This window comes from Rhizobium sp. UGM030330-04, from assembly GCF_003208455.1.
In the GTDB taxonomy this organism is placed as follows: domain Bacteria; phylum Pseudomonadota; class Alphaproteobacteria; order Rhizobiales; family Rhizobiaceae; genus Agrobacterium; species Agrobacterium rhizogenes_A.
In genome coordinates this window covers 19947-42357 of record NZ_QKML01000021.1, presented here as the reverse complement: position 1 = coordinate 42357, position 22411 = coordinate 19947, and the positions used below count along the sequence as shown (strand labels likewise).

22 protein-coding genes are annotated in these 22411 nt (G+C 61.4%); 9 read left to right on the top strand and 13 right to left on the bottom strand.

Translation table 11 applies throughout. The annotated features are described in order from the left end of the window. Window positions 1–63: 63 nt before the first annotated feature. Window positions 64–915: a ferritin-like domain-containing protein gene (locus N434_RS23865; protein ID WP_110760583.1), complete on the bottom strand. Its 852-nt coding sequence runs from the start codon at window positions 913–915 to the stop codon at window positions 64–66. A 175-nt stretch (window positions 916–1090) separates the two neighbouring features. On the opposite strand from N434_RS23865, the gene N434_RS23860 reads away from it, so the two are divergent. The 7 genes from N434_RS23860 to N434_RS23830 are packed head-to-tail and all read left to right on the top strand — an operon-like array spanning window position 1091 to window position 9948. After that, entirely contained in the window at window positions 1091–3367 is a 2277-nt protein-coding gene (locus N434_RS23860; RefSeq protein ID WP_110760582.1) for a NosR/NirI family protein, read from the top strand. A gap of 23 nt (window positions 3368–3390) precedes the next feature. Further along, a complete protein-coding gene (nosZ, locus tag N434_RS23855; protein ID WP_110760581.1) occupies window positions 3391–5304 on the top strand; it encodes a TAT-dependent nitrous-oxide reductase in 1914 nt (637 codons plus the stop codon). Beyond that, window positions 5301–6680, top strand: a complete 1380-nt coding sequence (locus N434_RS23850; protein ID WP_110760580.1) for a nitrous oxide reductase family maturation protein NosD — start codon at window positions 5301–5303, stop codon at window positions 6678–6680. Before nosZ ends, N434_RS23850 begins: the two co-directional genes overlap by 4 nt. After that, window positions 6677–7597 (top strand): ABC transporter ATP-binding protein, encoded by a 921-nt coding sequence (locus N434_RS23845; protein WP_110760579.1) that lies wholly within the window; start codon window positions 6677–6679, stop codon window positions 7595–7597. The genes N434_RS23850 and N434_RS23845 overlap by 4 nt, the downstream gene beginning before the upstream one ends. After that, window positions 7594–8421 (top strand): ABC transporter permease, encoded by an 828-nt coding sequence (locus tag N434_RS23840; RefSeq protein WP_110760578.1) that lies wholly within the window; start codon window positions 7594–7596, stop codon window positions 8419–8421. Before N434_RS23845 ends, N434_RS23840 begins: the two co-directional genes overlap by 4 nt. Further along, window positions 8418–8966 (top strand): nitrous oxide reductase accessory protein NosL, encoded by a 549-nt coding sequence (locus N434_RS23835; RefSeq protein ID WP_110760577.1) that lies wholly within the window; start codon window positions 8418–8420, stop codon window positions 8964–8966. The genes N434_RS23840 and N434_RS23835 overlap by 4 nt, the downstream gene beginning before the upstream one ends. Further along, window positions 8959–9948 (top strand): FAD:protein FMN transferase, encoded by a 990-nt coding sequence (locus tag N434_RS23830; protein WP_110760599.1) that lies wholly within the window; start codon window positions 8959–8961, stop codon window positions 9946–9948. Before N434_RS23835 ends, N434_RS23830 begins: the two co-directional genes overlap by 8 nt. A gap of 20 nt (window positions 9949–9968) precedes the next feature. Here the strand turns inward: N434_RS23830 and N434_RS23825 are convergent, their stop codons facing one another. The 3 genes from N434_RS23825 to N434_RS23815 all read right to left on the bottom strand — a co-directional run bounded on the left by N434_RS23825 (window position 9969) and on the right by N434_RS23815 (window position 12203). After that, window positions 9969–10274 carry a hypothetical protein gene (locus tag N434_RS23825; RefSeq protein WP_110760576.1) on the bottom strand — a complete coding sequence of 102 codons (306 nt, stop codon included), beginning with the start codon at window positions 10272–10274 and terminating at the stop codon, window positions 9969–9971. A 95-nt stretch (window positions 10275–10369) separates the two neighbouring features. Continuing rightward, the gene (locus tag N434_RS23820) at window positions 10370–10765 is read right to left on the bottom strand and encodes a hypothetical protein (protein ID WP_110760575.1); all 396 of its coding nucleotides are present in this window, start codon (window positions 10763–10765) and stop codon (window positions 10370–10372) included. Between the two features lie 265 nt (window positions 10766–11030). After that, window positions 11031–12203: a DUF6386 family protein gene (locus N434_RS23815; RefSeq protein WP_110760574.1), complete on the bottom strand. Its 1173-nt coding sequence runs from the start codon at window positions 12201–12203 to the stop codon at window positions 11031–11033. A 312-nt stretch (window positions 12204–12515) separates the two neighbouring features. Between N434_RS23815 and N434_RS23810 the strand changes: the two genes are divergently transcribed. After that, window positions 12516–13049 (top strand): hypothetical protein, encoded by a 534-nt coding sequence (locus N434_RS23810; RefSeq protein ID WP_110760573.1) that lies wholly within the window; start codon window positions 12516–12518, stop codon window positions 13047–13049. A 16-nt stretch (window positions 13050–13065) separates the two neighbouring features. Here N434_RS23810 and N434_RS23805 read toward each other — a convergent pair whose 3' ends face one another. The 5 genes from N434_RS23805 to N434_RS23785 form a co-directional block, all read right to left on the bottom strand. Further along, window positions 13066–14289, bottom strand: coding sequence for a DUF1501 domain-containing protein (locus N434_RS23805; protein ID WP_110760572.1), 1224 nt, complete (start codon window positions 14287–14289; stop codon window positions 13066–13068). 2 nt (window positions 14290–14291) lie between these two features. After that, on the bottom strand, window positions 14292–15827 hold the full coding sequence (locus tag N434_RS23800) for a DUF1800 domain-containing protein (RefSeq protein ID WP_110760571.1): 1536 nt from the start codon (window positions 15825–15827) through the stop codon (window positions 14292–14294). Window positions 15828–15903: 76 nt separating this feature from the next. Then, a complete protein-coding gene (locus N434_RS23795; protein WP_110760570.1) occupies window positions 15904–16353 on the bottom strand; it encodes a periplasmic heavy metal sensor in 450 nt (149 codons plus the stop codon). Next, entirely contained in the window at window positions 16350–16763 is a 414-nt protein-coding gene (locus N434_RS23790) for a hypothetical protein (protein ID WP_286172391.1), read from the bottom strand. The genes N434_RS23795 and N434_RS23790 overlap by 4 nt, the downstream gene beginning before the upstream one ends. Before the next feature lie 20 nt (window positions 16764–16783). Then, the gene (locus N434_RS23785) at window positions 16784–17329 is read right to left on the bottom strand and encodes an RNA polymerase sigma factor (protein WP_110760568.1); all 546 of its coding nucleotides are present in this window, start codon (window positions 17327–17329) and stop codon (window positions 16784–16786) included. Between the two features lie 386 nt (window positions 17330–17715). On the opposite strand from N434_RS23785, the gene catB reads away from it, so the two are divergent. Then, window positions 17716–18345, top strand: a complete 630-nt coding sequence (catB, locus tag N434_RS23780; RefSeq protein ID WP_110760567.1) for a type B chloramphenicol O-acetyltransferase — start codon at window positions 17716–17718, stop codon at window positions 18343–18345. A gap of 722 nt (window positions 18346–19067) precedes the next feature. Here catB and N434_RS23775 read toward each other — a convergent pair. From N434_RS23775 to N434_RS23755, 4 genes are all read right to left on the bottom strand, one after another. Beyond that, the gene (locus N434_RS23775) at window positions 19068–19400 is read right to left on the bottom strand and encodes a hypothetical protein (RefSeq protein WP_110760566.1); all 333 of its coding nucleotides are present in this window, start codon (window positions 19398–19400) and stop codon (window positions 19068–19070) included. Window positions 19401–19504: 104 nt separating this feature from the next. After that, window positions 19505–19933 (bottom strand): hypothetical protein, encoded by a 429-nt coding sequence (locus N434_RS23770; protein WP_146227709.1) that lies wholly within the window; start codon window positions 19931–19933, stop codon window positions 19505–19507. Continuing rightward, window positions 19930–20997, bottom strand: a complete 1068-nt coding sequence (locus tag N434_RS26155) for a hypothetical protein (protein ID WP_286172390.1) — start codon at window positions 20995–20997, stop codon at window positions 19930–19932. The genes N434_RS23770 and N434_RS26155 overlap by 4 nt, the downstream gene beginning before the upstream one ends. A 487-nt stretch (window positions 20998–21484) precedes the next feature. Next, complete coding sequence (locus N434_RS23755; protein WP_110760597.1) at window positions 21485–22384, bottom strand: LysR family transcriptional regulator; 900 nt, start codon at window positions 22382–22384, stop codon at window positions 21485–21487. Window positions 22385–22411 lie beyond the last annotated feature (27 nt).

Here is a 22411-nt window from a genome sequence, read left to right as displayed (position 1 = left end):
GGTGGCGCGTGATTTGAAGCGGATGGGGCCATCGCCGCCTGTGATCGCGATAGCGGAAAGCGATCAGGCGGAGGAGCCGAGATTTCTGAGAAAGGCGAAGCAGCGGACCAGCTGCGAGGCGGCGGTTCCGGCAAAATCGACCGCCGGCTCGTTTTTCTCGCAATTCATCAGGTCGAGATAATAGTCCAGCAGAATGCCGCAGAGCGTGACCGGTCTTCCGAGCGCCAGATCGAGCTGGCCGGACAGTCGTGGCTTGCGGCGGAACGCCATTCCGGGAATTGCCGCGATGCGCTCCCGCGTCTCTTCGGCAAATCCCTGTAACGTCCTATCGTCCCGCCATTCGGGCAAGCTCGCAAGCAATTTCAGGAAATGGTCCTCGAGCCCGATAATATCCGGTGCGTCCCCCGGTGGTGCTTCGGCCCTTGCTACATGAAACGCCAGACGCCTTTCCCGGCGCATCGTCGCGACGTGGCCGAGTTCCTCGCGCGCCATTTTTTCCGCCGCCTGCCGCACGTCGGCATTGGGGGCCTGGGCGGCAACGTAGCTCCAGAAAACAAAGGCTCTTTCCTCGTTACGGACGGCGGCCGAAAAGGCGCGGTAGGCGTCCAGCGTTTCCGGCGGCACCATATCGGCGCCTTCGGCATCGAACATGGGTGACAGATCCGGTGCGGCGATGGTGCCCGTCCTGTCGGCCGGCGCTGTTTCTGCCGCCCAGATGTCGACCTGACGCAGATGCGATTCCTCCTCGGCGATCAGCCGGTCGAAAACGGTTGCGAGCGCCGGCTGGTTTTCATCCAGCATCCGCTGTCTGAGCGCGCGATAGCCGTCGATTGCTTCCTGCTCCATGCGGGCTGCGGTTTCCAGCACGGCTTGCATCGTTGTCAGAACGGGCGGTTCGGCATTCAGTTTCGGCATGGGGCTCTCTTCGGTTTCCAGCCATAACCTGCCACATCAAACGACGGCGTATTTGTTCTGGATCAATGAGGCTTTGGGAGGCGCGATTATTTTGCCCTTGATCCCCTGAACCGGACCGATGCGACAGGGCCGGGGGCGGAAACGAATGTCATGTCGCACCCCGATGGAATGCCCAATGCCGAAAAATACTGATATCGGGAGACATGGTCCGGCGGTCTTTCTTGCTTTTCTGATCGCGCTTTTCACCCTGGCGGGCCAGGCATTCGCAGCCAGCAGTCTTGCCGATTATCTCGCCAAGGTTCAGCCGGCGGAGCTGTTTGCGGCGGCCGACCGTTTTGGCGAGCCGGTGGGTGAGCCGGCCATCGTGTCCGTCTACAAGGGCAAGGATATTGCCGGTTACGCCTATCTCAATTCCGATTTCACCAATTCGACCGGCTATTCCGGCAAGCCGATCCACATCGTCGTCGGTATCGACAAGGCCGGCGTTGTACGCGGTCTGAAACTTGTCGATCACAAGGAGCCGATCGTGCTGATCGGCATACCCGAAGCCCGGGTGGTGGCGGCGCTGAATTCGGTGATCGGCCGCGATCTGGCGAAGGTTGCCGCCGGTGCTGAGCGCCCGCCACAGGTCGATATCGTCAGCGGCGCGACGGTGACGGTGCTGGTGATGGGCGACAGCGTGGTCCGCTCGGCGGTCAAGCTCATTCGCAGCGGCAGGCTCGGAGACGGTACGGCGGCGGCGGGCGTGGCCGCAGCACCGCAGGTGGTGAGAAAACTCGATCTTTCGAAACAGGACATATCCGACTGGCAGACGCTGCTTGGCGATGGTTCCATCCGCAGCCTGCGCCTGACGGTGGGCGAGGTATCGGGCGCTTTCGTCAAAGCCGGACAGCCGGATGCGGCCCGGACACCGGAAACGCCCGATCCGCAGGATACGTTCATCGATCTCTACGTCGCGCCCGTCAGCGTGCCGGCCATTGGCCGCAGCCTTCTGGGCGAAGAGGGCTATGCGCGGCTGGCAAAACGCCTGAAGCCCGGCCAGTCGGCCATTCTGGTGGCGGGCGACGGCGCCTATTCCTTCAAGGGATCGGGTTATGTGCGTGGCGGCATTTTCGACCGTATCGAGCTTCTCCAGGACGGGCAGGGCATCCGTTTTCGCGACCGGGACCATACACGGCTGACGCAGATCGCCGCGGCCGGTGCGCCGCATCTGCGGGAAATCGCGCTTTACGTCGTCCCCGACAGCTTCGCCTTCGACATGACCGAACCGTGGGACCTGCAGCTTCTGGTGCAGCGCACCACCGGCGTTCGCGACAAGGCGACGATGCCCTATGATCTCGGTTATACGCTGCCGGACGCCTATGTGAGCGTCGAGACGCCCGCCGCGCCAGTGCCGGCTGCGCCCGTGCCGGCGGCCGCAACGACGCCGGACGCCGTTGTTTTCGGGGAAGAAAGCGCGCCGCTCTGGATCAGTATCTGGGAGATGAACCGCGTCTCCGTCGCCATCACCTTTACCGGGCTTCTGGTTCTCACTGCCATCTTCTTTTTTCAGGACTGGCTGGTCAAACGCCCGAAACTGTTCGGCTGGGTCCGGCGCGGCTATCTGCTCTTTGCGCTGGTCTGGCTCGGCTGGTATGCCAATGCGCAGCTTTCGGTGGTCAATGTCCTGACTTTCATCAATGCGCTTATCTCCGGTTTCCACTGGGATTTCTTCCTGTCCGCGCCGCTGATCTTCATTCTCTGGGCGTCGGTTGCCGCCGGGTTGCTGTTCTGGGGGCGCGGGCCCTTCTGCGGTTGGCTCTGCCCCTTCGGCGCGCTGCAGGAACTCACCAACGGTATCGCCAAATGGCTGAAGGTGCCGCAGGTCAAGTTGCCCTGGGGCCTGCATGAGCGCCTCTGGCCCGTCAAATACATCATCTTCCTCGGCCTCTTCGGCCTGTCGCTCTATTCGCTGGCGCTGGCGGAGACCTTTGCCGAAATCGAGCCCTTCAAGACGGCGATCATCCTGAAATTCGCCCGCGAATGGCCCTTCGTGATCTTCGCGCTGACGCTGCTCGCCGCCGGCCTTTTCGTCGAGCGCTTCTATTGCCGGTATCTCTGCCCGCTCGGCGCCGCACTCGCCATTCCCGGCCATATCAGAATGTTCGAATGGCTGAAGCGCTGGCCGGAATGCGGTTCGCCCTGCCAGCGCTGCGCCAAGGAATGTCCCGTGCAGTCGATCCACCCGGAAGGGCAGATCAACGTCAACGAGTGCATCTACTGCATGCATTGCCAGGAACTTTACCAGGACGACCACCGCTGTCCGCACATGATTCAGGTGCGGCTGAAGCGGGAGAAATTCGTGGCGCTTTCCACCCCTCCGGAAAAGGGAAAAGAGCGTCCGAAAACCGTGGTTACCCACAAGGGCAAACCGATCGGCACAGATGAAGGGGTGGCGGGCGAACAGGCCTGAGCCACCATCAAAGGAGAGAAGACATGTCGGATCGAAATATCGAAACTGGCCTCAGCAGGCGCCAGCTTCTCGGCTCCACGGCGGTTGCCGCGGTGGCGGGCGCGGCGACGGTCGGCGGCGCGCTGGCGGTTTCCAGCATCACGGCGGCGCCGGCGCTTGCCGCAGGCGGGCAGGCCTTCGAGGTCAAGCCCGGCGAGCTGGACGAATATTACGTCTTTTTCTCGGGCGGCCACAGCGGCGAAGTCCGCATCCTTGGCCTGCCGTCGATGCGCGAGCTGATGCGCATTCCGGTGTTCAACCGTGACAGCGCCACCGGCTGGGGCCAGACCAATGAAAGCCGCAAGATCCTGACGGAAGGGCTGTTGCCCGAAACGAAGGAATATCTGAAGGACAAGGGCGGGATCTATCTCAACGGTGACCTGCACCACCCGCATCCTTCCTTCACGGAAGGCACCTATGACGGCCGTTATCTCTTCGCCAACGACAAGGCCAATACCCGTGTCTGCCGCATTCGCCTCGACGTGATGAAATGCGACAAGATTATCCAGCTGCCCAACCAGCACACGGTTCATGGCCTGCGTGTGCAGAAATACCCGCGCACCGGTTATGTCTTCGCCAATGGCGAGGACCGGGTGCCGATCCCCAATGACGGTTCGGTTCTCGACGATCACAAGCAGTATCATGCCATCTTCTCGGCCATTGACGGCGACACGATGAAGGTTGCCTGGCAGGTGATGGTTGACGGCAATCTCGACAATGTCGATGCCGACTATCAGGGCAAATATGCCTTCGCCACCTGCTACAATTCCGAGGAAGGCGTGAACCTTCAGGAGATGATGGCGAAGGATCAGGACTGGATCGTCGTCTTCAATCTGAAGCGCATCGAGGAAGCGGTCGCCAAGGGTGAATTCAAGGAAATGGGCGGCGTGCCGGTGCTTGACGGTCGCCACGGCTCGAAGTTCACCCGCTACATTCCGGTGTCAAACGGCCCGCACGGCATGAACACTGCGCCCGACGGCATCCACATCGTCGCCAACGGCAAGCTGTCGCCGACCGTCACGGTCTTCGACGTGCGCCTGTTCGACGATCTCTTCGACGACAAGATCAAGCCGCGCGATGCCGTCGTTGCCGAACCCGAACTCGGTCTTGGCCCGCTTCACACCGCCTATGACGGTCGTGGCAATTGCTATACCACCCTGTTCATCGACAGCCAGATCTGCAAGTGGAACCTTGAGGATGCCAAGCGCGCCTACAAGGGCGAGAAGGTCAATCCCATCCGCCAGAAGCTCGATGTCCAGTATCAGCCCGGCCATAACCACACATCCATGGGCCAGACCAAGGACGCCGATGGCAAGTGGCTCATCTCGCTCAACAAGTTCTCGAAGGACCGCTATCTCAATGTCGGTCCGCTGAAGCCCGAAAACGATCAGCTGATCGATATTTCCGGCGACGAGATGGTGCTGGTGCATGACAACCCCACCTTTGCCGAGCCGCATGATGCAACCATCGTCCATAATTCGAAGATCAACCCGGTCAGCATCTGGAGCCGCGACGACAGCTTTTTCGCCGATGCGGTGGCGCAGGCGAAAGCCGACAACATCGACCTGCTGATCGACTCGGAGGTCATCCGTGACGGCGACAAGGTCCGTGTCTACATGACCTCGGCGGCGCCTGCCTTCGGTCTGGAGAGCTTCACCGTCAAGCAGGGCGACGAGGTAACGGTTTACGTCACCAACATCGACGAGGTGGAAGACCTGACTCACGGCTTCTCGATCATCAATTACGGCATCAACATGGAAGTGGCGCCGCAGGCCACGGCATCCGTCACCTTCAGGGCCGATAAGCCCGGTGTGTGGTGGTATTATTGCTCGTGGTTCTGCCATGCCATGCACATGGAAATGAAGGGCCGTATGCTGGTGGAGCCGAAAAAGGCATGAGGCATCCAAAAGATGCGGCGAGATGGGGGATGGTGGCGGTTGTCGCCGCCATCCCCAGCCTGGCGGATGCCGAAACCATCCGCCTTTCCGCTGCCGCGACCCCCTCGCTTCAACACGCCATCGACCATGCCCGGCCGGGTGACGAACTGGTTCTGGAAAGCGGCGAATTTTCAGGCCCGATCACCGTCGCCACCTCCATCACCATGCGCGGCGAGCCGGGAGCGGCGATCCGTGGCAATGGTCAGGGCAGCGTCGTCACGATTACGGCCGAGGATGTGATCTTCAGTGGCATGACCGTCACCGGCTCCGGCGGGTCGCTTGAGGACATGAATTCCGGCGTGTTCGTTGCCCGCACCGCAAAACGGGCAGTCGTCGAGAAGAACCGCATTGAAGGCAATCTCTACGGGATTTATCTGCATGGCGCCGACGATTCCATGGCGCGCGACAACGTCATCATTGGCACCGGCGAAGGCCGGCTCAGCGAAACCGGCAATGGCGTGACGGTCTGGAATGCGCCCGGCGCGCGCGTCACCGGCAACGACATCAGCTTCGGCCGCGACGGCATCGCCACCAATGCCAGCAAACGCAACGTGTTCAGCGGCAACAGGTTCAGCAATCTGCGATTTGCCATCCATTACATGTATACCGACGACAGCGAGATCAGCGACAATGTCTCCACCGGCAATTCGGTGGGATACGCCATCATGTTTTCCAGCCGTCTGAAGATCACCGGAAACGTCTCCGACGGTGACCGGGACCACGGCCTGCTTTTGAATTACGCCAACAGTTCCACCGTCACCGGCAATACGGTGCGCGGCCATATGCAGCCCGCATCGCGCTGGAGCGAACGCGGCATCCGCTCGCAGGAACATGGTGTGCCGGCCGCCGATGGCGAGACTGCCGCGGATACCTCGGGAATGCGACCCGGGCCGGAAAAATGCGTCTTCATCTACAATGCCAACCGCAACCGCCTGCGCGACAATCGTTTCGAAGGTTGCGATATCGGCATTCATTTCACCGCCGGTTCGGAAGGCAACATGATGAGCGGCAATGCCTTCATCGCCAATCGCAACCAGGTCAAATATGTCGGCACGCGTTATGTCGACTGGTCGGAAAAGGGGCGCGGCAATTACTGGAGCGACAACCCCGCTTTCGATCTGGATGGTGACGGCATAGCCGACAATCCCTATCGCCCGAATGATCTGATTGACCGCGTGCTGTGGACCGCGCCGCAGGCGCGGGTGCTGACCAGCAGCCCCGCCGTGCAGGTGGTGCGCTGGGCGCAGGCGCGGTTTCCAGCCCTTTTGCCGGGCGGGGTCACCGACAGTCATCCCTTGATGTCGCCGCCCCAGCCCCCCAGGGAGCCACGCTCATGAGCCCGACCGTAAGCGTTCACGATGTGACCAAGACCTATGGCGGCAAGGTCAATGCGCTGCGCGAGCTGAGCTTCGATCTCCATGAAGGGGAGACCGTAGCTCTGGTCGGCCACAATGGCGCGGGAAAAACCACGCTGATCAAATTGCTGCTCGGGCTTATTCGCCCGACGTCGGGGCATGTGGAGGTGCTGGGCGAGAACCCGGCGAATGGCGATTTCGCCGTGCGTCAGGCGCTTGGTTACCTGCCGGAAAGCGTGTCTTTCCATCTGGCGCTGACGGGGCGGGAAACGCTTGCCTTCTACGCCCGCCTCAAACGCGTGCCCATGCAATCCGCCGACAGCCTGTTCGAGCGTGTCGGCCTTGACGCCACGGCCGCCGACAGGCCCATTCGCACCTATTCCAAGGGTATGCGGCAGAGGCTTGGCCTTGCCCAGGCATTGCTCGGTGCACCAAGGGTTCTGCTGCTCGATGAACCGACCAGTGGCCTCGACCCGGCCCTGCGGCGCAATTTCTACAACCTTGTCGATGAATTGCGGGCAGGCGGTGCGACGGTCCTCCTGTCGTCGCATGCGCTGGGGGAACTGGAAGACCGGGCTGGACGCGTCATCATCGTCAATCGTGGTGTGCGCATTGCCGATGGTACGCTGGATGATCTGAGACGGCTCGCCAGCCTGCCGTCGCGTATCCGTATCCGCACGGCCGGCGGGGCTGAAGCCGCAGCACCCGCCGATCACACCGCCCGGTGGACACCGACCGGCGACGGCGGCTGGGAAACGGAGGTGGCGCACGCCGCAAGGCTGCCGCTGCTGCACCGCCTCACCGCGGTTGCCACCGGCATCGAAGCCCTGAGCCTCATCGAGCCGACGCTCGATGATCTCTATGCCCATTTCCTGAACAGCCAGGGAGCCGCGTCGTGAGCAACATCCTGATCATTGCGGGGAAGGAAATTCGCGAAGGCATGCGCAATCGCTGGGTGCTGGCCACGACATTGCTGCTGGCAATGCTCGCCCTGACGCTGACGTTTCTCGGCAGCGCGCCGACCGGCAATGTCGGCGCCAGCCGCATGGATGTGGTCATCGTCAGTCTCTCCAGCCTGACGATCTTTCTTGTGCCGTTGATCGCGCTGCTGATTTCCCACGACGCCATCGTGGGTGAGGTGGAGCGTGGCACCATGCTGCTGCTGCTCGCCTATCCGGTGGGGCGCAGCCAGATCGTTCTGGGCAAGTTTCTCGGCCACATCGCCATCCTCTGCTTCGCCACCACCTGCGGATATGGCATGGCGGCGCTTGCGCTGGCGCTGATGGGCGGCGCCACCGGTCTTGAGGGCTGGCTGTCGTTTATTTCCATGACGGCATCGTCCGTGCTGCTCGGTGCGGTCTTCGTCGCCATCGGTTATCTCGTCAGTGCGCTATCTTCGGAGCGCAGCACGGCCGGCGGCGTGACGATCGGCATCTGGCTGTTCTTCGTGCTGATCTACGACATGGCCCTGCTTGGCGGACTGGTGGCGGCACAGGGCCGTTCGTTGCCCGGCGGATTGCTGGATTTCCTGCTGCTCGCCAATCCGACGGATGCCTATCGGCTCCTCAATCTCGGCAGCGGCGGGGCGGCGGCCCTTTCCGGCATGGGCGGGCTTGCCAAAAACTCCATCCTCACCGGTGGCGTGCTGCTCGCCGCCCTTTGCGCCTGGACGGTTGTTCCGCTCGGCCTCGCTTCGCTGTTTTTCTCAAGGAGGGACGTATGAAAACGGTCCGTTTTGCCCTTGTTCTTGTGGCTTCGCTGCTGCTTGCCGCCTGCGAAAATGAGCAGCAGGCGGAAACGCCGCCGCCCTTTTCGCTCACCGCCGAGGCCATGGGTCGATATTGCGGCATGAACGTGCTGGAACATGCCGGGCCGAAAGGGCAGATCATCCTGCGCCAGATACCGGAAGCCATATGGTTCTCCTCAGCGCGCGACACGGTGGCCTTCACCATGCTGCCGGACGAACCGAAGGAGATCGCGGCAATCTATGTCTCGGACATGGGGCGGGCTCCAAGCTGGGACAAGCCCGGTGCGGAGAACTGGGTCGATGCCCGCAAGGCCTTCTTTGTGATCGGTAGCGCGCGTCGCGGCGGCATGGGCGCGGAGGAAGCCGTGCCCTTTTCCGAAGAGGCCGCCGCCAGGGACTTTGCCGGTAGCAATGGTGGCGAAGTGGTGAAATTTGACGATCTGCCGGAGAGCTACATTCTCGGTGCGGGCGTCGAGGCGGCGGATGATGCGCTGGCCGGGGGAGCGCATGACCATGGATGACAGACATCGTGACGGATACGGGAATGGCAGGCCGGGCCGCCGCCGCTTCATCACGCTCATGGCCGCCTTCGCCGGTCTGCCGCTTCTGCCCGGCAAGGGGTTTGCCGGGGCATCGCCGGTCATCTGGCGGGGGCAGGCGCTTGGCGCGCCGGCAACGCTGGTGCTGAACCATGAGAACCGCGCCGAAGCCGAACGGCTGCTGCGCCGGGTTGTGGCCGAGGTTTCGCGTCTCGAAGATATTTTCAGCCTGTTCCGCGAAGGGTCGGCGCTGGCCGAGCTCAACCGCACCGGCGTGCTGGCCGCGCCACCTTCCGAGATGGTGGAGCTGCTGGACCTGTGCCGCAGCTTCTACGGGCTCGCGGAGGGCGCGTTCGATCCGACGATACAGCCGCTCTGGCTGCTGCATGCCCGGCATTTTTCACGCGATGGTGCCGATCCCGCCGGCCCTTCGGCCAGGGATATGCGCAAGGCGCTGGCGCTGGTGGGTTTCGACAGGGTGCATTTCGACCGGAACCGTATCTCGCTGCCGCAGCGCGGCATGGCTTTGACGTTGAATGGTGTCGCCCAGGGATATGTGACCGACCGGATTGTCGCCCTGCTGCGCGATGCGGGTGTGACCAGCAGCCTGGTGGACATGGGGGAAAACCGCGCTATCGGCGCCAATGCGCAGGGTGCGCCATGGCGTATCGGCCTTGCGCAATCGGAAGATGCCACCCGCCCCGATATGGTTCTTGATATCATCGACCGGGCGGTGGCCACTTCGGCGGGCGCGGGCTTCCATTTCGACAGTGCCGGCCGTTTCGGCCATATCCTCGATCCGCGCACCGGCCTGACGGCAAGCCGTTATGCCCGTATTTCCGTCGTGGCCGACGATGCCGCCACCGCCGACGCCCTGTCGACCGCCTTCAGCCTGATGGATGAGCGGCGGATCGAGACGCTGCGCGCCTCGCTTGGCAATGTGGAGGTCCACCTGCGCGCCTGAGCGTAGCAGACCGCCGCTCCTCATCGCGCCGCAACCGGCACGGTGACAGCGAAACCGTCGGAATGGACGATAGGTGCCACGCAGATATCGTCGCGGCTCGACACCGCCTTATGGCTACCGCAGGCCACCAGCCAGCCGCCTTGAAGCGGAAGCAGGTTCGGCGCATGGCGGGGCGGGGCAAGATTGGGGGCGTGGTCTCCGATGCCGGCGGAGACCGGGTGGATGAACTGCGTGTCGCCTGCCAGCCCGTCCGATCCCGGCACCCCGCCGATCAACGCGGCGGAAGAGCTGGAAATCCGGCGCCGTTCCGGAAAAACGGTGGCCATGGCCGGCCTGGGGCGGCATCGGGGAGGGAAGGAGAGAAACCCGTCTGCCGGCCCGCAAGCCTCAGGGCTGTCGCAGGGACACGCCTTTCATGCGGTCAGACGGAAATGGGTGGTGCGCGCGGCGCGGCGCTCATCAGAAGAACCGATGGCCTGAATGCGGCCGTATCCGCCACGAAACCTTCACCGGTCTCGATGAGGAGCGGCCTGCCGGTCATATCGGCCGGCTGCGGCAGCAGGATGCCGGCCACGATCCGGCAAACCTCGCAGACGGGAACAATTGCGTGCCGGTCGGGGTGGGACTGGCCATCGTCGTGATCGAAAGTGTGGCAAAGATCCGGCAGGCTGCCGTCCGGCAGCATATAGGCGGAGATTTCAGTCCCGGCGAAACCGGCTTCGGCTATCGGCACGCGATGGGCGAAACCGATGGCGAACAGGGCAAGCGCGCACAGAATGCGCATCCCCTTCTGCCATGTCGTCGCCTTTGCGATCATTGCCGGAATCCCCGCCCGAACAGCCTCTGAAACTTGCCTTGCATCGCCACCCTGCCAATTCACCCGCGATGGACAGTTTACCGCAGCGCGGATCGTGAGACGGCGTGGGAACAATGTGCGGGAGCGCGCGTCCCCCGTCTGTGCGCCAGATCAAACAGCACGTGTTTCGGTGATGCGGGATCACCAGGGACTTTGCGGTCTCCTCGCCCGTCTGGTGAGGAGGCGTTCCTTTGCCTCGCGGGCTCCTTTAGTGTCGGATACCGCGTCATCGCGGATTCTTGATCGCCTCCGTGATCAGTCGAATTCGCTCGCGAGCGCCATGGCGGTATATGTCGATCTTCATGCTCGCCGGTAGGGAGAGATGCATCAGGGCCCAGCTGGTCACCGCCTCCGGCTCATCGAGTGCGACGAAGCGTTCTTCTTCGAATGCCGACGTTTTTTCCTGCGCTGTCCGGATCGCCTTCACGATCAATGCCCTGAATGTTTCAACCTCGGCGGTGTCGGCTTGCATGTCGGGCCTGACGATCAAATCGAAGGCCACCTGTCCATCGGCGGATGTGGCTTTCACCATCACCGGCGTTTCGGGCGAAAATTCGATCCACCCGCCTCGCTTCGGCATGAACGATGCGCCATTGATCCGGGCCAGCACGCCAACCGGTTGATGCGCGAACGTCAGGACCCGAAACGCTCCCATCGCTTCGCGATAGCTCTCGTAATCGGCCTCGGTGGTTTCCAGCCGGTAGGTTTGGCCGGGAACCACGTCGTCGCCGGCCGCTGCCAGCCCGGGCAGCGAGCGGGTGCCCGGTTCGGCACTCTGCCACAGTCCGAAACCGGCATCCTGCGATCCGCCGGGCTTTGCCTGCCAGTCAGGCGCCTGCCGCAGATCCGGCAGGTTTTCAGCAATCGCGATCCCGGCAATATCGGCGACAGGACTGAAGCTGACCACATAGTCGGGAAGGTTCTTTGGAGCGCCGGGGCGCGATCTGGCGATTGCCCGCACATCGACGCGATAGGAGCCGTTCGGCAGGGAAAACCACCGGTCGGGAAAATCGGCGGGATCGTCCATCTTTTCCTCGCCGGGCAACCCGTCGGTATTGTCGAGATAAACCTGGCCGTGCCTGACAATCAGCGGATAGCTCCAGTGCGCGCCGGCAAACTTGACCTCGGTGGCGGTCGGCTGGCCCATGGTCAGCCTGATCAGGAAACCACCATCCGACCCCGTTCCAAAACCGACGAGACGTCCGGCGGCGGACTCTTTCCTGTATGCGAAACTATAGGCGTACCAAGCGATAGGATCCGCCGCCCGGTGGGCAAGATCGTCCGGATGGAAGATGAGGAAACCGGCGACATCGGTGCCGATCTCGACCGTGCGATCGGCCGCCGTGGCGGGCGGCGCGACGAACAACAGCGATGCAATGGCGTGGATCAGTTTGCGCATGACGGTCTCCCTGCATTTATATCAGCATCTGTCCGGCGAGGTCCTGAGCGCCGGTCGAGATATATGCGTGTCCGGACCGCAACGGGTGCGGCGCATGAGGCGAAAGGCCATTTCAATTCTCATGATGTAACAGCCGCAGGTTTCATCGAACAGCCTTGCAGGCTAATCTATTGACGCAATGGTGCCGGGCGTTTCAGCGGCAATGCGCGTCCGGGGCCGTTTTGCGTCGTTTGATCCTTGTCGCCGCATTTATTTATGGGGCTGTTCGGACCACGAAAAAATCATCAAGGATGGTGAACCGGGGCGGAAGAAATGAAAGCAGAGCGTGTAAATCCCCTTCGTTACCTGGGGGTGATGACTGTTGGCGGCATTTGCGCCGCATTCGTGGATTTCGCAGTCGCTGTGGCCATGCCGGTGGACATGACGGCTGACCGCCTTCTCGATATCTGCGAAGCGCCCACGGTGCAGGCGGTGCTGGTCAAGGGTGAGGAACTTGGCTGGCCGCGTATGACCGACGCGGAAACCGAGGATTGGCGCCGTCATTTCGTCGCCTATAATGGCGGTTCGGTTGAGGTCGTGGGCTGGCGCGACGAAGCCGAGTCGTTGTCTTTCTGGATTGCCACTGGTCCGAACGGACACAAGGCATGCGCATATTCCACGGCGAGGCCCGCCGGTTTTCTGGATGCCTTGTCGAAGCGGCTTGGTGCACCGGATAATCTCGACAAGAATGACGCGATAGAAAGCACGATGGCCCGGTGGACGCGAAGCCCGGTCGAATATTCATTTGTTCAGGTGGGCGCGTCCGCCATCATCAATATTACCTCGGATGGCGGAGCGGGTCGCTGAAGAGACGGCGCAGGCTTCAGACGATCAGCCCTCTCAAGGGCTTGATGGCCTCCGAGCCCGGGAACACCGCCCTGTCAAGCATTGCGCTGCTCGCGCCGAGATGATCGATCGCCAGTCCCTTGATGATCGCCCTCAGATCGGTTGTGGGCGCAAGGTCGCGCCCGTCACGCAGTTGCGGCACCTTCAGGCCCGGCCAGTCGGCGATCACTCTGCCGCCGCGTATGCTGCCGCCCGCGAGAAAGGCGGTCGTCGCCGTTCCGTGGTCGGTGCCCTCCGTGCCGTTGATGCGCGCTGTCCGGCCGAATTCGGTGGCGACGAGGATCGCCGTGTCCTTCCATACCGGCCCCAGCTCCTGTTCAAAGGCGGCGAGCGCATTGTCGAGCCCGAGAAGAAGCTTCGACAGCCGATCGACTTCCTGCGCGTGCGTATCCCACCCTTCGAAGGCGAGGGCTGCGACACGCGGCCCTTCCGGGTGAGCGATCAACCGCGCCGCGCCACGCGCCATCTGTTCCATGCCGGCAGGGTCACCCGGTCCTCCGGTGGCCTTGATGTTAACGCCGGAAGCGATCTTGCCGGTCTGAATTCCTTCCGCGAGCAGGCCCGCCAGCATGGGGTCCGTCTGTCCGTAGAGATCGGCGAGGCGCGGCGCGAGATCGCCATCCGCGGGTTTGAGAATGGCGGGTGACCAGCCGAGGATCGGCGCCTTGCCGCGAATGACCAGCGGCGCGCTGGCGCCGACGGCAAGGCCGCGCAGGCCGCCGCCGGAAGCAGGGTTGATGGTTTCGCCGGCCGGCATTTGCTCGAGTAGCCGGTTCAGCCAGCCGGTCTCCACATGACCGGGCGTTGGAAATCCGGATTCGAGGACGTCCTGCCCGTCGAAATGCGAACGGTCGCGATATCCCGTCGCGCTGGCATGCACGATCGCTGCCTCGCCTTTTCTGTAAAGCCTCTGGAAGTTGCGAAGAGACGGGTGCAGGGCAAAAAAGCCGTCCAGTTCGAGCGCCGGATTGTCGCCTTCCGTCCGAAGGGCAATCTGCTGGCGCAGCGCTTCATAATCGGGGTCGCCGACGGGTGGCGCCGCTGTCAGTCCGTCAAGTGCGCCACGCAGGATAATGGTGACGAAACGCGGGTCGCGCCCGCCGGCCGCATAGGCAAAGCGTGGCATGAAAGCCCAGGCGAACAGGGCGCCGCTCGCGCCGAGAACGGCACGGCGAGTTGGGGAAAGATGTTCACACAGCATGGTCAACGCCTCTGAAATTCGGGTGAAAGGAATGCGATCGTCAGTCCCTGCGCCTTGGTCTGCGCACGCTGGACGGCCTGCCTGGTTTCTTCGGACAAAAGTGGCCCCATCCGGTCTGCCATGAAACCGCGGGGGTCGACCGCATCGGATATCTGATGGGCAAAAAGACTGGCGGCATCGATGCGGGTCGCAAGCCCTTCGGACGATCCCCAGCCGGCGGTCACATCGGGAAAGCCGTTCGGCCCGGATGGATTCCACAGCGGCTGCCCCAGAGCCTTGAGCACCGACAGGATTTGCTCGGGTTTCGGCGTGATCCCGCTGGAGCGGATCATGGCCACCACAAAGTCCAGCGGCGGCCTGAGCTTGGTAAGGGCCGGGCTCCAGGACTGTTCGTCATCGATCATCGCCAGATAGGTGGCGGAAAGATCGCCATGGCTTTTGGTATAGGCGGCGGCCACCTTCGCCACCAGTTCCGGAGGCGGCTGGTCGCTCACGAAATATCGCACCAGCTTGTAGGCAAGGTGACGCGCTGTTGCCGGATGCCGGGCCAGATCACGCAATGCAGCGCGTCCCTGCTGTTCGCCGTTGTCGCCATAGGTGATGCCCAGCAGCGTCTGGTCGCCCGGCTCGTGATTGTTGTCGTTGAAATAGAAGCGACCCATCGGACCGGGATGTTTTTCATCGCGATAGACACCCCAGCCGGTAATGATCCGGGCCAGCGAAGTCACGTCCGCCTGAGTGTAGCCGCCATCCACGCCAAGCGTATGAAGCTCCATGATTTCGCGCGCCAGATTTTCGTTGAGGCCGCGCTTGCCGTTCCTGTTGGCCCTCGAGTTCGGTCCGACCGATTGCTGGTTGTCGAGAAAGAACAGCATTGCCGGGTGGGTCTCGACCGCGATGAGCATCTCTTCGAAATTTCCGAAGAGATGCGGGCGAATTGCCTCCCGCTCGAAGGCGCCGGCCAGCATGTGGACATCGCCTCCCTTGCTGATCGCCACCGCGAAATGATTGGCCCAGAACATTGCCAACCGTTCGCTAAAACCGATCAGCGGCTGATGTATCGTGCCGTTGAAGCGGGCATCCGTCTCCGCAAGCAGGATTTGCTGGGGAAGATACGGTCTTTTCGAAGCGAGGGTCTCCGGTTTCGCCCCGGCCTGCATGCCCGGGTTGGGCGGCATACCCGCCTTGTCCATCGTATTTGCGGCCGTCGCCATTGCCTGCGATGACTGCCCCATGGATTTTTCAGTCTGCCCGGCTTCACCGCCATTGGCGGAGGCTGTAACCACAGCCGGTCTTTCCCTTTCCGCCTTCACCTGCCGGTTATAATCGGCAAGTGCCGCAAGCAGGTCGGCGCTGGAGTGCAATCGGGCATTCACCGGCACGGGCGTGGCGCGTTCGGTGATTTCCAGACGCAGGAGATCGCGCGGGGCGTCGCTGATCGCGGCAATATCGCCTTCCCGTGCTCCAAGGCCAAAACGCCAGAGCGCCAGCGCTGCATCCGCATTCCGGGAGTTTGATACTTCTCTGGAATTTGACATGGCCGATACGAACTCCGTTTCGTTATCGACCCTTGAACGGCGGGCTGGCCGGAATTCTGTCGGTTTTCAAATGTGATTATTTCGTGGCAGGCTTCGGCGCCTCGCGGGCAAGCAGTCCCTCAGCCAGCTTGCGGCGTGCATCAAGGGAAAGCGTGCGTGAGAACTCCACCGCCTGCAGTTCCGTTGCCGTGCGCACGGCATATTCGGCCTTGCGGGCGCGTTCCAGCGCGGTCGAAAGCGCGGCGGCATCGAAGTTCTCGGCACCCATCAGCGATGCGGCCTCGATGCGGGCCTGGCGTGCCTCAAGCGAGGTTTCCCGCATGGTCTTGCGTGCATCGCTGAGGCTGCGCTGAAACGCTTCCTTCTCGGCTTTCGGCAGTTGCTCGCCTGCGAGCGGCATGCGTGATATTGCGGCAGCGGTGTCGTTTTTCAGGTACACGTAACCCGCTCCGGCGAAAGCACAGACAAGAAACGTGTTTACGCTCAGAAGAATGATCGCCAGCCAGCGGAAGTTCTGTTCGCTCATTTCCCATCCTCGGCTATTTCGCTTTCACTCTGCAAATTTCCGAAAGCTGTTAACGTATCGCCCAGCGTCAGCGCCGGTGGTGGAGAAAGATTGACGACAGCGAGTGCGCCGGTCAGCGCGCCTGCGAGACTGATGCCGATCATACCGGCGCCCAGTCCGTATCTGACGAGACGTTTACGTCGTGTGGTCCGGGAGCTTGCCTGCGCCAGGATACGTGCATGAAGACGGGCGGAAGGGTCCGGCAAGCGGTAGGAGGATAATGCGGCATCGAGCCCCGTCGCCTCCAGGATCATGCGCCGGCCTTCTTCCGTCTGTGCAAACCCCGTTGCTTGCTCCCGATGTTCCAGCGGCCAGTGTTTGGGATCGGCGCCATAGGCCGACACAAGGTTGAAAAAAAGCTGCCTGTCCATGGGCGTTCCACTCGTTCCGCTCATTCTTCGTGCCTCTTCAATATCGTGTGGAGCGCCCGGCGTCCGCGTGCGAGAAGGCTCTCAAGCGCATCCACGCTGATATGCATGACTTCGGCGGCCTCACGGTTCGACATCTCCTGGTAATAGACCAGAATAATCGCCTCCCGCTGCCGGGCCGATATGGCTTGCAGGGCATGCGCGACGATATTGCCGTCGCTGCCGGCAAGGGCGGCCGAGCCATCCGGCAATGGACCCGTATCGATCTGTTCGGGCGGTTCCGAAACCGGTATTTCCCTGCGTTTTCGCAGCCTGTCATAGCAAAGATTGAGTGCGACGCGGTGGATCCACGTATCGAACTTCGCGCGGTCCCTCTGCCAGCTCCCGGCCTGCTTCCATATTCGCAGGAATGTCTCCTGCGCGATATCTTCCGCTTCCGCCTGGTCGCCCAGCATACGGGTTGCAAGTGCCATAATCCGTGGCAGTTTGGCCGTTACCAGCGCCTGCATCGCGCGGCTGCCACCCGCCGCGACCTCCATAAGCAAATCTGCGTCCGGATCGTCTACCATTTATCAGGCTTTGCCTTCGTAACATCCTGTCTGGCAGGGGCGATCTTGAGGTAACGTGACAAACGGTTCAACGGTCGTGTCCGGTTTCTTTCTATTTTAACGCAGGCATATGCGAAAATCCGTCGCTGTTTTTTACCGGCCGCCAAACATATTTGTCTTTTGAGGCATCCTCTGGCGTACCCGCGTTTATGATTTGAAGCGGCAGCGGCTTGGCCTTCGAAGCTTTTTGCGGTAATCAGACCTGATGATAAAAGCCTCGAGTATCACCTGCATCTAGCTCCCGCCGCAGCGCGAGGAGCATCGAGCGAGAAGCCGGCCGGCTTCACGCTTGGAGTCGGCTTGCCTGAAGGCAGGCGAATGCGAACACATGCAGTGAGACTATCTCAATGGAAAATTATTTCGAAAGCCCCTTTCGGGGCATCACGCTCGACAGGCAGGTAAAGAACCCGAACCTCGTCGTCGGTAAATACAGCTATTATTCCGGCTATTATCACGGCCACAGCTTTGAAGATTGCGCCCGTTACCTGCTGCCGGATGAAGGCGCGGACAAGCTGGTGATCGGAAGCTTCTGCTCCATTGGCTCGGGCGCCGCCTTCATCATGGCGGGCAATCAGGGCCATCGGAACGAGTGGATCAGCACCTTTCCGTTCTTCTTCATGCCGGAAGTGCCGGAATTCGAGAAAGCGGAGAATGGCTATCTGCCGGCGGGCGACACCGTCATCGGCAATGATGTCTGGATAGGTTCGGAAGCGATCATCATGCCCGGCATCAAGATCGGCGATGGCGCCGTCATCGGGACCCGGGCGCTGGTGACGAAGGATGTCGAACCCTACGCCATCGTCGGCGGCAACCCCGCCAGAACCATCCGCAAGCGGTTTGATGACGATGACATCGCACGCCTGCTGGAGATGAAATGGTGGGAATGGCCGGCGGAAAGGCTCAAGGCCGCAATGCCGCTCATGACCGGCAGCAATGTCCCTGAGCTGTATCGGTTCTGGCAATCCGGTGCGCTGTAACGGTGAAACTGCTGGCCCGTCCGATGAGGGCGGGCCAGCAGCGTGACGGATCGGCCAGCCGCCTGAAACCGCGTGCTGGGGGCCGGAATCCGGTACCGGCAGGGATTTATCCGTGCCAGATACACACCATCACCATGCCATCCTTCATGTCCTGGATTATGGATACGGTGAAGTGACCGCTCAGGCAGAAATCCACATTGTAAGACAACGTTTCGTGTTTGAGACCATGAAGGGACCAAAGAAAGTCTGATTCACGGCACGGGTTAAGATGGGAGGAGCCAGATCGTATCCGAGGCTGTGTCTGCCGAGGCTCCCGGGTACCCGTGGAGGCGTAATTGCAAATGGCAGCAACTCGCTACTAGCGGCTTCCGGAAACCGCTACGAGGAGATTGACGGAGGCTCTCGAGGCGCCCGACATTCCCTCCGGTCATTGGCGATCTCAATGCCGCTTACAGGGCTTGGCTGATCAAGGGGTATGACGTAACGATATCTGCCGCGGCCCCGGAAATATCAGGCGAATCCAGACGTTCCTGGCGAAGTGTGCGATGATCCATTCTGTCGCCGGGTACAATATCCAGGAACAGCGGCACGGCGAAACCTGATCGTTGTGCCAGCTTATGAAACCGTTCCAAAATCCTTCGCACACCCGGATTGGAGGCAGGCGATCTGCTGGGGCGGCGCGCGTCTCGACGATCCTGTTTAACGGACGCCCGCGCTCCACCTTACAAGTTGCCGACTGACGAAACGAAATAGCTAACGGCTGCTGCTGCCACCAAGACCAGAAGGAAACTGCCGATGACGATCAGCGACAATTGACGGGCTGTCAACCGCATACCCCAGCGACCGCCGATGAGACCTATGGCGACCAGATAGATCAGGGAGTAGACAAGAGGCTGCCGGAGGTTTGTCAACTCTCCGATAACGAACTGTATGATCGAGGCAGCTGCCGCAAGGAGCGCGCCCTTCCGGAACGGCGTTTTTGACAGGTGCGCGCCAGGCCCGCCTCCAGCGACACCGCCCACTAAACCGGCAGTCAGGATCATATAGTCATTCATTGAAATTCCCAAAACCTGCGATGCAATGTTGAAGATGCCTTGCCCGTTGCCACGAGCCCGATATCAGTCATGGGACGAGGATATGCCGCCGTTTCGCGGCAAAGCTAGCCGCAGGTTTTGGCGATCTGCTTGAGTTCGACCGCGGGCTCCAGCATCGTACCGTCCTCCTTGCCGAGGAAGCGGTAGCTGCCGCGCCACAGGCCCTCCGCCACTTGCGAGATCCGCAGGCGATGATCGCCGTCCTTGCATGTGGCGTCATAGGCAAGGTCGCCCATGTCGGTGAAATCCAGATCGCATTGGGCAGCCTGCGCTTTCGGTAAAACCGGGTTCATGTGGCTCTTTACGGCAGCCGCGTCGTAACAGACCTGAAACACCTGCTCATCGTTCTTCAGTTCCGGTGTCGGCACCGGGGTGAATATCCTGACCTGCCACAGGCCGGGGGGAAGGCCGCCATCCTCGGCGAAAGCGGGTGCCGAGATCAGGAGGATTGCGGTCGCGAGGCAGGATCGCATCATGATTGTGGCTCGTCTCATTGGCATTCTCCAATCCGCTTGACGACGACATCCGTCGTCGGTTGCGGCATGTCGTTGTCGCCCTCGTAGACTTCGTTGTAGGAGATCTGACCGCTGAAGCTTTCGCCGCCGTTCTCCGGCTGAAGATACAGGCCCCAGGATGTCCCGATGCCGCCGTGGTCGCATTGCGCGTTCATCTGCACACCGCTCTCGTAAAAGCGAACTTTGTCGATCAAGACGCATTTGACACCCGAAGGCTTGGGCATGAGCGGCAGCGTTTCGGCGGTCATCTCGCCCGTGACGCAGATGTCGCGCGAGGTTTCCACGACCTTCATCTCGGTATCGGTGCGTTGCAGCGTTTTCCAGGTGAAGCGCCAGAGACCGCCCCATTCCGGCCGCTCCACCGGCGCCGCCTCGGCACGCGAGCCGCCATCGTTTCGCGGTGAGGAAAGATCCGCCGTCTCCAGCGCCAACCGGCGGGAGAACCACGCCCCCAATATGTTGAAGTCGTTGAGTGTGAGGTGATAGGGCTTGAGCACCTCATCCTGCTGCGCCAAGGCCGTGCCCGCGACGGAAGCTTTGCGGCCGTAATAGACCTGGATTTCCCTGAATTTTTCCTCCGGCATCGGTTCGGTTTCCCGGAGCGCCGCCTGATTGAGCACGGACGCTGCGACATCCCGGCCGAATGCCGCATAGGTGCCCTGTGCTGTCTCGGCGAAGTAGGCGCCGTACATCTCTATCATCGTGAAGGTGGGGTCCTGCTTCATCCGCTCGCCAAAGGCTGTGCCCGCGGCTTCGAAACTGCCTTTGTCCGTCCCGAATTTGCTGAAGATCGCCCCGTGATCTCCATCGGGATCGAGAAACATGGCGTAAACGATATGGCCATAGGTCCGGAAATCCAGGCCGTTGATGGGGTCGAGCATTTTCTTATCGAAACCTTCGCGGCTGGCGGCGATTGCCGGCAATGAGGTCGGCGAAGGATTTTCAATCGCCGTCGCCGTGGCTTGCGCCCATCTAGACGACGGCATCGAAATGGCAACCATGAGCGCCAGCATCGCAAAACCGGCAAACGACAGACGTGGCATGGTGTTATTCCTCATTGAAGAGCACGAAAGATGGGGAAGAGCGCGAAGGATCGGGAAGAGCACGAAGGATGGGAGAAAGACTTCCTGCCTGCGGTTTCACTTTTGCAGCGCTCGATCGGTGTGCTTCGCATGTCTACCTCAGGCCCCGTTCTGCTCATCGATTCCTGCCAGACCCGTCCTGATGAATCAAGGCGGTTGTGCCTCCCGCCGCACATCGTAGTGGCAACCGAGGACAAAGCCGCCTTTGTGTGCTGAGCTTGGCGTGCGCAACGCAATGCGAAAGTCGGCTGTGGGGCAAACTGTTCAAGCCGGAATCCGGGCGGAGAGGGCGCGCGACGCCAGACAACAGAATGCGAAAGGCAGTCGTCGAGGAGAGCCATGGCCCCAAGGGAACTGTTTCCCTTACTGCTCGGCGATTTGGGTCGAGGGCCGGATTGTACCAATTGTCGAGATTGCGACTGACGCAAAAAACTCCATTCTCTATGAATCAAATTCCCCCCTCCACCGTGAACAAATTATCAGCCATGAAGTCCACGAAGACACGAATCTTCGGTGACAGATATCGGCTCGTCGGCCAAAGAACACGGAAGATACCCGCCTCTGCCGTGAAGCCGTCGAGTATCGATACCAGCTTGCCCTCTTGTATCTGTTGAGCCACCGCGAAATGGGGCAAGCAGGTTATGCCAAAACCGTTCTCGGCAAGGTGGATGAGCGGTTCAAGTGTGCTGGCCACCGTCGTTGTTGGCAGCGTGATACGCAGGTCCTTGCCGTCTCTGGCCAGCGGCCATGGCTCCAGTTTGCCCGAATTGGCATAGCGGTGATGCATGCAGCGGTGATGTCGCAGGTCTTCCGGCGCCAGCGGCACGCCTTCTTTTTCCAGATATCCGGGCGAGGCGACTATCCGATGCCTGAAGGAGCCAAGTTTGCGGCTCATCAGTCGTGTGTCACGTACGTCACCGGTGCGGACAACGGCATCGAAACCTTCTTCGATCACGTCAACCAGGCGGTCGGTGAAATCGAGGTCCAGGGTGATTTCGGGGTAAGCCTTCATGAACGCCGATATCGCCGGCATCAGCAGCATTCCTGTCAGCGGAAAACTCACGCGCAAGAGGCCATGAGGCTTGCTGCGGGACCGTGAAAGCTGCGCCTGTGCCACATCCAGTTCAGACAGAATACGTCGGCAGGTATCGAGAAAAAAGCTGCCTTCCTCCGTCAGCGTCATGCTGCGCGTCGAGCGATGGAAAAGACGCACCCCCATCTCCTGCTCAAGACGCGCGATTGCCTTGCCAACCGCAGAACTGGAGAGACCCAGTCGCTGAGAGGCCGCGACAAAGCTGCCGCCTTCTGCCGCCTGAACGAAAATACCCAGCGTACCAAGCTTGTCCATGTCCATCCCTATTAAGGAATAATTTTC